Source organism: Polyangium fumosum (genome assembly GCF_005144585.1).
In the GTDB taxonomy this organism is placed as follows: domain Bacteria; phylum Myxococcota_A; class Polyangia; order Polyangiales; family Polyangiaceae; genus Polyangium; species Polyangium fumosum.
The window spans coordinates 1-11,969 of sequence record NZ_SSMQ01000142.1 but is presented as its reverse complement, the minus strand read 5'-3'; the positions used below and the strand labels follow the sequence as shown (position 1 = coordinate 11,969).

10 protein-coding genes and 1 pseudogene are annotated in these 11,969 nt (G+C 68.1%); 8 read left to right on the top strand and 3 right to left on the bottom strand.

Going from position 1 to position 11,969, the window contains the following annotated elements; translation table 11 throughout:
* Positions 1-220: 220 nt before the first annotated feature.
* On the bottom strand, positions 221-1,039 hold the full coding sequence (locus E8A74_RS50700; protein WP_136936419.1) for a metal-dependent hydrolase: 819 nt from the start codon (positions 1,037-1,039) through the stop codon (positions 221-223).
* A 194-nt stretch (positions 1,040-1,233) separates the two neighbouring features.
* Here E8A74_RS50700 and E8A74_RS50695 point away from each other — a divergent pair, with 194 nt between their 5' ends.
* From E8A74_RS50695 to E8A74_RS50690, 3 genes are all read left to right on the top strand, one after another.
* Positions 1,234-1,743, top strand: coding sequence for an MXAN_0125 family MYXO-CTERM protein (locus tag E8A74_RS50695; protein ID WP_136936418.1), 510 nt, complete (start codon positions 1,234-1,236; stop codon positions 1,741-1,743).
* 12 nt (positions 1,744-1,755) lie between these two features.
* The gene (locus E8A74_RS53685; protein WP_170230006.1) at positions 1,756-2,829 is read left to right on the top strand and encodes a BPSS1187 family protein; all 1,074 of its coding nucleotides are present in this window, start codon (positions 1,756-1,758) and stop codon (positions 2,827-2,829) included.
* Between the two features lie 70 nt (positions 2,830-2,899).
* Positions 2,900-4,402: a right-handed parallel beta-helix repeat-containing protein gene (locus E8A74_RS50690; protein ID WP_170230007.1), complete on the top strand. Its 1,503-nt coding sequence runs from the start codon at positions 2,900-2,902 to the stop codon at positions 4,400-4,402.
* Between the two features lie 1,333 nt (positions 4,403-5,735).
* On the opposite strand, the gene E8A74_RS50685 is transcribed toward E8A74_RS50690, so the two are convergent.
* Positions 5,736-6,704 (bottom strand): AraC family transcriptional regulator, encoded by a 969-nt coding sequence (locus tag E8A74_RS50685; RefSeq protein ID WP_136936416.1) that lies wholly within the window; start codon positions 6,702-6,704, stop codon positions 5,736-5,738.
* A 123-nt stretch (positions 6,705-6,827) separates the two neighbouring features.
* Between E8A74_RS50685 and E8A74_RS50680 the strand changes: the two genes are divergently transcribed.
* From E8A74_RS50680 to E8A74_RS50660, 5 genes are all read left to right on the top strand, one after another.
* On the top strand, positions 6,828-7,271 hold the full coding sequence (locus E8A74_RS50680) for a nuclear transport factor 2 family protein (protein WP_136936415.1): 444 nt from the start codon (positions 6,828-6,830) through the stop codon (positions 7,269-7,271).
* Complete coding sequence (locus tag E8A74_RS50675; protein ID WP_136936414.1) at positions 7,268-8,119, top strand: NAD(P)H-binding protein; 852 nt, start codon at positions 7,268-7,270, stop codon at positions 8,117-8,119. Before E8A74_RS50680 ends, E8A74_RS50675 begins: the two co-directional genes overlap by 4 nt.
* A gap of 1,014 nt (positions 8,120-9,133) precedes the next feature.
* A complete protein-coding gene (locus tag E8A74_RS50670) occupies positions 9,134-9,931 on the top strand; it encodes a hypothetical protein (protein WP_136936413.1) in 798 nt (265 codons plus the stop codon).
* Positions 9,932-9,990: 59 nt separating this feature from the next.
* Complete coding sequence (locus E8A74_RS50665) at positions 9,991-11,163, top strand: AAA family ATPase (RefSeq protein WP_136936412.1); 1,173 nt, start codon at positions 9,991-9,993, stop codon at positions 11,161-11,163.
* A complete protein-coding gene (locus E8A74_RS50660; RefSeq protein ID WP_136936411.1) occupies positions 11,160-11,657 on the top strand; it encodes a hypothetical protein in 498 nt (165 codons plus the stop codon). The genes E8A74_RS50665 and E8A74_RS50660 overlap by 4 nt, the downstream gene beginning before the upstream one ends.
* Positions 11,658-11,665: 8 nt before the next feature.
* On the opposite strand, the pseudogene E8A74_RS50655 reads toward E8A74_RS50660, so the two are convergent.
* Positions 11,666-11,969, bottom strand: a pseudogene (locus E8A74_RS50655) (polysaccharide lyase); the annotation flags it as partial.

Here is an 11,969-nt window from a genome sequence, read left to right as displayed (position 1 = left end):
GGCGGCCACGGGGTCCGAAGTGGCACCCACGCGCGCCAACGGGGGCGATCCGTCGTCAGCAGGGCGCGGATCTCGCTGGTTACGCCGGGTCAGGGGGGGTAGAACTGTCCTCGGGGGGTGAATCGTCCGGGCTTTGCCCGGACGAGAGGGGGACGCGAGGCGTCCCCCTCGGGACGAAAGAAGCCTAAAACATCGAGCGGTTGTCAAACCGCTCGATGTTTTAGGCCGAAGCCGCGCCTCGATACGAGGCCTTCCACTGTTCGAGCTCGTCCCTGTTGTCCATGTCCCAGGGATGGAAGCCGGGCCGGTAGGAGTCGAGGTAGTGCAGGAAGAGCTTGAACATGCCGCCCGGGCGGAAGAAGAGGAAGTCGACGAGCGAGATCCATTCCCGCGCCGAAAAGAGAATCCCGTTTTCGTGCATCAGCCGCGCCTGGTGCTCGATCACCTTCCCCCAGAAGATCAGGGTCGTCGGGATCATCAACGCGCATCGCTCGAAGGCATGGCCGCCCGACGCGAGGTAGACGTCGAACGCGACGGCCTTGTGCTCGTTCTCCTCGGCGGCGTGCCAGCGCCAGAGCGCGACCATCTCCGGGTGCGCTCCTTCGAGCAGCCGTGGATCCCCGAGGATGAAATGCCCCATCAGCGCGGTGAAATGCTCCAGGTTGCACGTCACGGCGAGGCGCCAGCGTGGGGGTAGGAACTTCGTCGCGCGGCGGAGGATACGCTCGACCCGCTTCTCCATCGCGTCGATCGGATATCCCTCCTTGCGCAGCATCTCGTTGTACCGGTCGTGCTCGCGCCCGTGAATGCCCTCCTGCATGACGAAGGCTTTGACCTCCGCGAGCAGCTTGGGATCTTGCACCCTGTCCCGATGGGCCTTCACGGCTGCGATGAAGAATCGCTCGCCCGCCGGGAAGAAGATGGACAGGTTGTCGAAGAAGAGGGTGACGGCCCGCCGCCCTCCGTGCCAATAACGCGGGATCCGCTCGTCGGTCTCGAACCGGAGGTTCCGAACCTCGATCGTCGGGGAAACGGACATGGCTCACCTCGTGCGGGGACATGCGGATCGTGACACGACGCGCCAAGCCTCGGCAGGTTCGCTCGTGCCAGATCCGTGTCATCTGGGGCCAGGGCGCCCGGCCCGCGAGGACCGGCCCCCTGCGATGCGGCTCACGAGGGGGAGGCGCGGCGCGGATGTTTCGTGCTAGGGTCGCTTGGTACGGAGGTCTTGCCATGAAATTGCTTGCTTTTGCCATTCCCTTCGCCGTTGCCCTCGCCCTCGCCCCGCGCGCCGCGCACGCCGGATGCCCGCAGGCGGTGGAAGGCGGGTGCAACGCCGTCATCAAGCTCGAGGCCGTCCTCGGGAACGAGCCCGCCTGCGTGCGCCTCGATCGGATCGAGCCCGAGAACGGCTGCGTTTGTCACGGCACCGTCACCGTCGTGAACGATTGCACCTACGACATCGTGTCCACGGAACCTGTGTTCGGCACCGATGATTCCTTGCTCCTCCCCGGCGAGACGGGCTTCCTCAACGTCGAGGGCAAGGAGCCCGGCGTCCACCACGAGGAGTTCAACCTCCAGGGCCAAGGGCAGCTCTTCAAGATCATCCTCGATTACACCGTCGAGCGCCGCGTGCTCGAGACCGGCGGTTGCAGTGTGTCGGGCGCCGAGCGGCCGGGCCTCGCGGGCGTGGGCCTGGGCCTCGCCGCGCTTCTTTTCGCCCGCCGCCGCCGGGGTCGCTGAGAGGACCGAGCCATGCGAGTCGAAGCGCGTAGATTCACGAGCACGTGGTTGCTCGTCGCCGCGGTCGCCGCCGCCGGGTGCTCCGGCGGCGGCGGTGGTGGTGGAACCGGAGCGGGCGGCGTCGGCGGCGTGGGCGGCGCCGGCGGAATGGGCGGCGCCGGCGGCGTGGGCGGCGCCGGCGGCGTGGGCGGCGCCGGCGGCGTGGGCGGCGCCGGCGGCGGGGATCCCGGGCCCGACGTCGATACGACGGACCCGCAGCTCTACAAGGTCTCCTTCAAGGCCGACGAGGCGGATCCGGCGGCGACGCAGGCCCTCGGCACGCAGGTCGCGTTCCTCGACACGCGGGTCGCGCCGCGCGGGGAACTCGTCGTGTATCTGCACGGCGCGGGCGCGCCCTCCACGTGTGGATCCAATGCCCATGGCGAGGTGCTCGCCGGCCTCGGCTTCCACGTGCTCGGCCCCTGCTACCTCAGCGATTACGGCGTGGGCAACTGCGGCGACGACATCGAGGGGTGCCGCCTCGAAGCCTTCGACGGCACGGATCACCACGCGTTCGTCGACATCCCCCCGCCGAACAGCCTGGAGACGCGCATCGTCAAGGGGCTCGCCCATCTCGCCGCGCAGAACCCCCAAGGCGACTGGACCTACTTCGTCGATGGAGACAAACCCCGCTGGGACAAGATCGTCATCTCGGGCATCTCGCACGGCGCGAGCACGTCGGCGGTCATTGGAAAACACCGGCTGGTCCACCGCGTGGTCAGCCTCTCCGGGCCCCTCGACAGCAACCAGGCCTGGCTGAAGGCGCCTTCGCTCACGTCCCTCGATCGGTTCTACGCCCTCACCCACACGGCCGATTCGCAGCACGCGGGGCACCTGAAATCGTTCGAGGATCTCGGCTTGCCCGGCATGCCGACCTCCGTCGACGGCGCCATGCCGCCTTATGGCGACAGCCATCGCCTCCTCTCGTCCGCGGACACGAGCGACGGCCACGTCTCCACGCAGGCCGGCAGCCCTTCGCCGAAGGACGCGAATGGGGGCTACGTGTTCCTGCCTGTCTGGACCTATCTGTATACCGGAACTCCCTGAGCGGGCGTTCTCGCCCGGGGATCAAACCCCCCTCGCGGCGCCCGGGAGCGGGCTTTATACGCTCCTCATCATGAGCAAACGTGCGACGATCGCGGTGGCGGTGGCCCTCGTCACCGCCCTCGCGTCGAGCGCGCCCCGGGCCGCCACCTACCACGTCACGCCCGAGGGGGAGGATGCAGCTCCCGGATCGGAAATGCGGCCGTGGCGCACGCTCCAGCATGCCGCAGACGTGGCCCAGTCGGGAGACACGGTATTCGTGGGCCCCGGCGAGTACGACGGGTTCAATCTGGAAAACAAGGCCGGAACGCCCGAGCATCCCCTCGTTTTCCTCGCCGCTCCCGGGGCGCGGGTGATCCGGCCGGGCCCGCGGCCGGCGCACGCCCCGCTCAACACCGCCCTGGGGAGCTATTCCTGGCCGAAATGGCCCCATGGGATCTACGTCTGGGGCTCGTCCCACGTGTCCATCGAAGGATTCGAGATCGTCGGAATGCCTGCCGCCGAGCACGACGCGGCGGGCGCCCTCCTCCACCGCGGCGGCGCCGGCATCCATGTGCAGGTCTCGGATCACATCACGCTCCGGCACAACCGCGCCGACGACAATGGCCGCTGGGGCATCTTCGCGTCGTTCACCGACGACCTCGTGGTCGAGGACAACGAGTGCTCCCGCTCCCGCGCCGAACACGGCATCTACGCGTCGAACAGCGCCGATCGGCCGATCGTGCGGCGCAACCTGCTCTGGGGCAACCGGCGCGCCGGCATCCAGCTCAACGGCGACAACAACTTCGACAGCGCGGACTACCGCGCGCGCGCCGGCGTGGTCGATGGAATCATCTCGGGGGCCGTCCTCGAAGACAACCTGCTCGTCGACAATGGCGCGGGCGGGGCCGCCGCGATCAACCTGGACGGGGTGCAGGACGCGCTGATCCAGCGCAACGTCCTTGTCGGCAACCATGGCTCGGGCGTGGCGCTCTTCCAGGTCGACGGGGCGGAGGGATCCCGCCGCAATTGTGTCCTCGACAATCTCATTCTCATGGCGCACGACGCGCGGTACGCGATCCAGATCGCGAGCTGCGCCCCGCCCGGGTCCTCGACCTGCCCCAGCGCGAACCTTCCTGCGCTCCCGGAATGGCAGCGGCCGCCGAGCCGCGCGACTGGAAGCACCGGGAACGTGCTCCTGCACAATACGTTGCTCCATCCGAACCCCGAGCGCGGCAGCCTCCGCATCGATGCGCGGAGCCTCGACACGAGCGCGGGCTTCCGGAGCGACCTCAACCTGGTGAGTGGCCGCTTCGCCCTCGGCGCGACCGACGAGATGGAGAACGATCGGGTGTTGTCGCTCGTCGAATGGCGAGCGCTCACCGGCCAGGATCGGCGGTCTTGCCGCATCGACGCGCCTCGCCCGCCCGCGTCTCCAGCGCAAGGCAGCGGCGCAGGGCCTGGAGGAAGTAGAAATCCCCAAAGGAGAGCGATTGCTGGGGCAATCCGTAGGACGTGGAGCCACGCGCCAGAAGGCCTCGGTGCGGAGAGTCCACCGCCAGATACGCGAGCTTCCCGTCGGGATCGCGGAAGGTGAGCAGGGAAAACAGAATGTTTTCGGCCGCGCCGAGATACCGCTCCCGGAGCGCGGGGTCGTCGACGAGCGCGCCGAGCTCGAGCAGGCCCGCGGCGGCGACGGCGGCGGCGGACGAGTCCCGCGCCGTGAACGTAAACGTGCCGGGCCGCCTGTCGCCGAGGACGCCATCGCCGTTCGCGTCGTTCCAGGGGCCCGCGGGCTCGCCGAGGGCCGCGTCGAAATCGCTGGGCGGCACGAAGTCGCCGGGGACGTGGTTGTAGGGGTCCCGCGTGTCGTTCGGCAGGTGCGTGATGAAATAATCGGCGGCGCGTTTCGCCGTTTCGAGGAACCGGCCTGGATCGACCGAGGGATCGTCCTTCGTGTAGCGATAGACCGTGGTGAATCCATGAATCGCCCAGGCCTGCCCGCGTGACCACGTGGATTCCGCGGCGAACCCTTGATCGCTGATCTTCTTGTGGATCCGGCCTGCGCCGGGCCCGGGGCCGTCCTCGTGCTGGACGATGTGGTAGGTGCTGCCGTCGGGGCGCACGTTCTCGGCCATCACCGTCTTCGCGTGGGCCACGGCGTGCTCGTAGAGGACGCGCACGGGCCCAGACGTGGGACGGCCTTCGAGGTCCCAGGCGAGCAAGGGCAACGCGACGTTCATCATGCTGTCGATGTACACGGGATAAGGCGCGACGTAATCGTTCGAGAGCGGAAACGCGCGATAGGCGCCGACCGGCGCGGCGCCCGCATCGAAGAGCTGATCCAGCGCGAACGCGCTCCGCTGGATCGCGGCCCGCGCGCGTCTCCGCCAAGCGCCGCCCGGGTCGTCGCTCTCGCGCAATGCGGAGAGCGCCTCGCCGAACGTCGGGAGGAAACGAAACCCGAGATCATGGTCGATCGGGGTATTCTCGAGCGCCGTCAGGGCTGCCGTCCACGCGAGCGCGGCTCCTCGCATCTGCGGGGCACGCCCGTGCCGATAAAGCTCCCACACCACGCCCGGGAAAAAGCCGCTGCGCCAATCCTCCACGGGCTTCTGCTCCCAGCGCCCGAGGTCGGGCGGCGAAGGTTTCGTCACGACCGGGAAAAGGGAGGCGAATTGGTTGGGATCCGCGGCCCTGAGCTCGTCGATCGTGGCGCGCGTCCGCGCTTCGGCGAAGACGAGCGCCTCGTCGATCTGCGGGCGAAGCAGAGACGCTGTGGATTCGCCCGGCGGCGCCTCGGACGTGCACGTCGGGAGCGTGAGGCTCAGCGCGGCGATGACGGGGACATTCCGACGGAGCCGGTGGAAGGGCGCGTGCATGCCCCAGGTCTCGTGCCCCCGCGGGGCGACGTAAAGCCGCAGAGGGCCCTACGGATCGGCGAACGAAGGCGCGTCGCTCTGCCCCGGGCCGAACGAATCCGCCCCTGCGCGCCCTGCCGCGTGCGCGAGCCGATGATCCCGCGGCCCTTTGCCGTGAGCGCGCGTAAATGCCCGCGTGAAGGCCGCCTCGCTGTCGTAACCGACACGCGCCGCGATCACCTTGATGGGCAGCGCCGTCCCGGCGAGCAGCGCGGCCGCGCGGTCGAGGCGCAGGCGGCGCACGTAGCTGCCGAGCGGCTCGCCGAGCAGGGCCGTCGCGCGCGCCGCGAAGGCCGAGCGCGAGAGCCCGACCCGCCGCGCGAGCTCGCCGAGCTCCCAGCTCTGCTCGGGCGCGGCCCGCACCTCGGCGAGCGCGGCCGCGAGGGGCTCGTCCTGCAAGGCCTCGCGGCCCGGCAGCGGCGAGGCCAGCGTGCGGAGCGCACAAGCAAAGAGCGTGTGCCCGAACGCCTCCACGATTCCATCCCGCAGGGAAGGCGAGAGATCGGGCGCCTCGGCGAGCAGGTGCAAGGTCTCGCCGAGCCACCGGGCGAGCCCCGGATGCGAGCCTTGCAGGTGCACGAGCGAAGGCAGGAGCGAGAGCCACGGCGCGCCCGCGGCGTCGAAGCGCAAATCGACGATGACGAGGCGGGTCTCGGGGGGCGCCTCGGTGCGTATCGCGTTCGGCCCCGAGGGCCGGAGGGCCTTGCAATAAGGGTCGGCGAAGCCGACGACCGGCGTCGTGGGCTTGTCGCGGACCGAATGCGCGTCGCCGCGGGGCAAGAAGACGATCTCGCCTTGCTGGAGCGCGATCCGCTGGTCCTTTTGCCCGACCCAGCCGCCCCCGCGCAGGGCCGCGTAGACGCGCGCCTTGCCTTGCGAGGGGATCTGCTTTCCCCAGCGCGCGCCAAGATCGGCCTGCTGCACCTCGGTGCCTTGCAGGCGGAGCGTGCGGGCCAGCTCGTCGAAGGCCGGAGGCATGCGGCGAGTCTAGCGTGGAGGGCCGGCAACGTCACGGCTGGACGCGCGGGCGTGTGATCCGGACGCGCGGCAAAGCCCCTCACGCTTACCTTCCGGGCATCCCTCGAACGAAAGAGGTTTCCCATGACGAGCACCGGACATCACAACGCCGCGCAGGCCCTCGACGAGCACCTCGCGCTCATTTCCAAGGACATCCAGCGCTGGGTCGAGCTCTTCGCGGACGACGCCGTGGTCGAGTTCCCGTACGCCCCGCCCGGGCTGCCGGCGCGCCTCGAAGGCAAGGCCGCGATCGATACGTATTTCCGCCCCACGCCGCAGACCTTCGTCGGCCTCACGTTCTCCGACGTGCGCCGGTATGTCACGACGGACCCCGACGTGGCCCTGGCCGAGGTGCACGGCACGGCGCAGATCCCGGCCACCGGCAAGCGGTACGAGCAGGACTACGTCATGGTGCTGCGGACGAGGGCGGGGAAGATCGTCCATTACCGTGAATACTGGAACGTCGGGCTCGCGCTCGAAGCATTTGGCGGGACGGACGCTGTGCGGAGCGCCGTGGGGGCGCCGTGAGCGGCCGCATTCTGATCACGGGCGGGACCGGCAACACCGGTCGTCGGATTGCCACGCGCCTCGGCGAACTCGGGGTTGCCGCGCGCGTGGCGAGCCGCGGGGCCCCTTTCGCCGGCGGCGATCACGTGGCGTTCGACTGGGCCGACCCCGCGACGCACGGGCCCGCGCTTTCGGGCGTGGATCGGGTGTACCTGGTCGCGCCGGGGAACGTCGAGGACCCGTCGCCGCTCATGGTGCCGTTTCTCGAGCGCGCGCTCGCGAATGGGGTTGGGCGGTTCGTGCTCCTGAGCTCGTCGGCGATTCCCGAGGGCGCTCCGGGGCTCGGCATGGTGGATCGATTCCTGCGGGCGCGGGCGCCGGGTTTTGCGATCTTGAAGCCCTCGTGGTTCATGCAGAACTTCGTGGATCCAAAACACCCGCACGCGGCGAGCCTGATCGGCGAGGGGAAGGTGGTGACCTCGACGGGCGCGGGGCGCGTGGGATTCGTGGACGCGGACGATATCGCGGAGGTCGCGGTGCGCGCGCTCGTGGACGAGACGTCGCACGATACGGCCCATGTGATCACGGGGCCCGAGGCGCTCGCGTATGCGGACGTGGCGGCGATCCTCGGGCGCGTGACCGGCAGGCCGATGCGGCACGTGCACGTGGACGATGACGAGGCCCGGCGTAGGCTCACGGCCGCGGGCATGCCGGCGCCGTATGCCGCGCTGCTCGTCGGGCTCGACGCGGCCATCCGGGCCGGCGCGGAGGATCGCGTCACGGAGACGGTCCTCCGCGTCACCGGGCGCGCGCCGCGCTCGTTCGAGGCGTTTGCGCGGGCGCGTGGGCAGGTGTTTCGGGGCGGTTGAGCGCCAAGGGCGTGCGCGCACGCAGGCAGCAGGTCAGGGCGAAGGCGTCTTCCCGGGCGCTTCGGTGGAGGGGATCGGGCGGGGTCGATGGCCTCGCACGACTCGAAGGCGTATTTCGCGCCATCGTCGCACTGAATCATCTGCTCGAAGCAGCAAGAGCCACACCTCTGGCTCGCCTCTCGCTTGAAGCAGCTCGTGTAGCATCGCGAGGCGGCGTCGTTGCACTCCTGTCGCAGCGGCTTCGCCTCCGACTCGTTTCGTTCTCGCTCCGGTCGGAACGGGCCGCAGCCTGGGCGTGAGCTGGTGATGAGTCCCAGAGCCACGAGTGCGAGCGGAATTGTTTTCATGGGAATGACTCTGCGTTCCGGAAGCGTGCCGCCGAGGGTGTTCTATTCCTTGTCAGGGCACGAGAAGAAGCTGTGGTCCTCTTTCTTCCTGCACGCATTGCCGGCTTCGTTACAGCAAGCCTGGCAACCAGAACCTGCGCCGGCTTTGAAACAACTGTTCTGGCAAGCGAAGGTCTTCTGGGCGCAAGGATCGGACGCAAAGTCGGAGTCGTCCGAACATCCCCCAAGGGCACCACCCATGGCCAAGATGGATGAGGAGGATGGCAAGTGCTCTCACGATGTCACCCTCCCCAAACGTAAGAAGCTCCACGTACTCGGGGAAGCGCGAAGATGTCCGCGTGGCCAGCGCAGAGGCCGCAAGCAACCGCCATGACCGGAGGGATGCGACGTAGAGTACAGAACCGCGCCTTCCCGACCGCCGCGCCTGCGCCCCGCCCCCTGCGCCTCGCCGTCCCGACCGCCGCGCCGACGCCACGTCGTTCCCGGATCCCCGAACCGACCGCCGCGAAGCCGTCCCTGGGTCGACGGGTCCACGGATCGACCGCCGCGAAGGCTCGGCGTACTTTACGGAACGCCTTCGCGACCGTCGGGATCGTGCCGGCATTCCTGCGCCACGTCTCGGCGCTCGTCTCTCGCTTCTGCGCCGGGCCGAGATTGCCCGGATGCGATGAGGGAGGTGTTTGTGGCGAAGAAGTCCAGGCAGATCGACAATCGGATGCAATCGAGCGGGCATGTCGTCAGCGCGGCGGAGGCGCACGCGGAGCAGGTGGCCGCGAAGCTCGCGGCGCGCGCGGTCTCCGTGCAAGGGGCGGAGACGAAAGCGACGAAGGAGGTTTTCCTCGTCCTCTTGGGGTTTCTGTCGGATACCCTCGGCGCCTCGGCCCAATCCCTCGACGCGGCCGAGCTGCGCGTCGTCGCGGAGCGCGCCGACGACGTGGGCCTGCGCGAGGAGCGCGACACGGCCACCGAGGACCTCGTCCGGGCCGCTGTTCGCGTCAAATCGATGGTCGCGGACGCGCTCGGCGCGAGCGGGCTTCGCTCCTACGCGCTCGAGGGCGATACGCCGCGTGTGCCCCGGGACCTCGTGAGCCACGCGCGGAGCGTGTCGGGCCTGATGACGCAAAAGCCGTTCGTCGTGACCGTCGACGGCGTCACGTTCGACAGCGCGGCGATGGCCGAGACGCTCTCGAAGAAGGCCGACGTGCTAAACAAGGCGCTGGAGGCCATGCGGCGCGAGGAGCAGGAGCTGGCGGATCAGCTTGGGCGACGGGATCAGCAGGTGCTCGCGTGGGTGGAGGAGCATCAAGGCATCGCCGATAGCCTGGTCGGCCTCTTCCGGCTGGCGGGCCGAAAAGACCTCGCCGAGCGCGTGCGGCCGACGAGCCGGGCGCTCGCAGGGGAGGAGATTACGCCGGCGGAGACGACGACGAGCGAGCAGCCGTCGGGTGAGGCTGTTCCGGGGTGAACAACCTGAGCGATCGTTGACCGGTCCCCGGACTTGTGGTTGCCTGCGCACAGAGAAGCATGAAGCGGCTGCAAGTCCGGGGGTTCGGGCCCATCAAGGAAGGCGACGTCGAGTTCGGGGATCTGACCGTTCTGGTGGGTCCCCAGGCGACCGGGAAGAGCCTTTTCGTGCAGCTTTATAGGGCCGTTCAGGACGCTGGGGCCATTGATTACGATCTCTACGAACACGGTTTCGAATGGGCAGATGGGGACGACCCCGTCCGCGATTACTGCAGCATCTATTTCGGTGGTGGCCTGGAGGAGGTGATCCAGGAAAGTACCGTGATTCTTCGCGACGGCAAGCCTGTCGACTTCAATAAGGTCGTGGATCCTCCCTCCGGCGAGCCCCTCATGGAGACGGTATCCTTAATTCCAGCGCAACGCGTGCTCGTGCTTCAAGATGGCTGGCCAAAGCCGTTCATGGCGTATGCTGCCGGCGATTCCTACGCCATCCGAAGATTCAGCGAAACCATTCGAAGATTCATGGAGGAGGGCTTCAGGTATCGAAAGAAATTTTCCTCTTTCCCGAAGCCATTGGGCTTCGATCCGGGGCTGCACTCGGTCGTCGATGCGTCCGTTTACGTTGGCTCAATGCTGGAGATGGAGAAAGAAGGAACACGGAAAAGGCTCGTGCTGAAGCCCCCTGGGAGCAACTCGACGTTACCTTACAACGCATGGTCCGCGGGACAGCGAGAGTTCACGCCGCTCTTGCTGGGCCTCTATCGGCTCATGGAACTGCCCCTAAACTATCGGAACCCTAGTATCGCGACCGTCGTGATTGAAGAGCCGGAAATGGGGCTGCATCCGCAGGCCATCATAAGTTTTGGGCTACTCGTGTTGGAGCTCCTTCTGCGGGATTATAAGGTGGTACTGTCAACGCATTCCCCAGTGGTGCTGGATCTGGTATGGGCGATACGAGAGCTCTCTAGCGTAAAGCCGAGCATTGGCGTTGGGGCGCTCTGTCGCGTGTTCAACCTCGATTCTCCGACGACGCACATTCAGAATATTCTGAAATCCGCGCTAAAGAAGGAGTGTCGCACCTACTACTTTCACCGCACCGAAGGTGGCGTGGTCACGGAAGACATCTCCACCCTCGACCCTGGCGACGAGAACCCGAGCGTCTCCGGCTGGGGCGGGCTCAGCGGCTTCTCAGGACGCATCGCGCAAATCGTGGGCGAGGCGGTCTCCCGATGACAGCCAAGAAGAAGCGTGCGACCCCGGAAGATACGTTCCGCGACGCCGTGAACGCCTGCAAACCCCTGCACTATCGCAAGGGGCTCCAGGCCATCAAAAAGAGCGAAGGCAAGGGGCAGATCTCCGGCGAGGACTCCAGCAAGGTCCTGGGGAGCGTGGGGATCGATGACGATTGCCGACCGACGCACCCGGAGTCCAGTCGATGGGACTACGTCGTCGGGTACGACGGCTCCAAGGGGGTGACTGCCTACTACATCGAGGTTCATTCCGCGGAGACGAGCGAGATCTCCGTCGTCGAAAAGAAGCTCGATTGGCTCCTGACGTTCCTCCAGGATGCCTCGCGACGTAACCTCGCGGCGCTTCCGCGGGAGATCCACTGGGTGGCCTCGGGCAGGAACAACCTCCTCCCGCATACGCCGCAGTACAAGAAGCTCCAGACCACCTTGCGCAAACGTGGGCTCCGAGGCCCGGTCAAGAACCTCGTGCTCACCTGATCCGCTCGTCACTCCATCGTTCGTCGCCGACGCGCGCCGGCCCGCCGTCCCGCCGCGCCGAGGAGTACGACCGCCCCGGCCAGCGGCGCGAGCGGCGTCGCGCCCTGGCCTGCGGCCTGGCAGGTGCAACCGCCGCCCACGGCCACGACACGGGGCTCGTCGTCCCCGCCGGCGCCCGTCGTGGCCGTCATCCCACCTGAGCCGGCCATTCCACCGGCGCCGCCCGAGCCGCCCATTCCGCCGGAGCCGCCGGTCCCGCCCGCGCCGCCCGCGCCGCCTACGCCGCCGCTGCCGCCCGCGCCGCCGCTGCCG

Coding starts and splice junctions, on each gene's coding strand:
- E8A74_RS50700 (WP_136936419.1), bottom strand. CDS start 1,039: ATGTCCGTTTCCCCGACGATCGAGGTTCGGAACCTCCGGTTCGAGACC.
- E8A74_RS50695 (WP_136936418.1), top strand. CDS start 1,234: ATGAAATTGCTTGCTTTTGCCATTCCCTTCGCCGTTGCCCTCGCCCTC.
- E8A74_RS53685 (WP_170230006.1), top strand. CDS start 1,756: ATGCGAGTCGAAGCGCGTAGATTCACGAGCACGTGGTTGCTCGTCGCC.
- E8A74_RS50690 (WP_170230007.1), top strand. CDS start 2,900: ATGAGCAAACGTGCGACGATCGCGGTGGCGGTGGCCCTCGTCACCGCC.
- E8A74_RS50685 (WP_136936416.1), bottom strand. CDS start 6,704: ATGCCTCCGGCCTTCGACGAGCTGGCCCGCACGCTCCGCCTGCAAGGC.
- E8A74_RS50680 (WP_136936415.1), top strand. CDS start 6,828: ATGACGAGCACCGGACATCACAACGCCGCGCAGGCCCTCGACGAGCAC.
- E8A74_RS50670 (WP_136936413.1), top strand. CDS start 9,134: ATGAGGGAGGTGTTTGTGGCGAAGAAGTCCAGGCAGATCGACAATCGG.
- E8A74_RS50665 (WP_136936412.1), top strand. CDS start 9,991: ATGAAGCGGCTGCAAGTCCGGGGGTTCGGGCCCATCAAGGAAGGCGAC.
- E8A74_RS50660 (WP_136936411.1), top strand. CDS start 11,160: ATGACAGCCAAGAAGAAGCGTGCGACCCCGGAAGATACGTTCCGCGAC.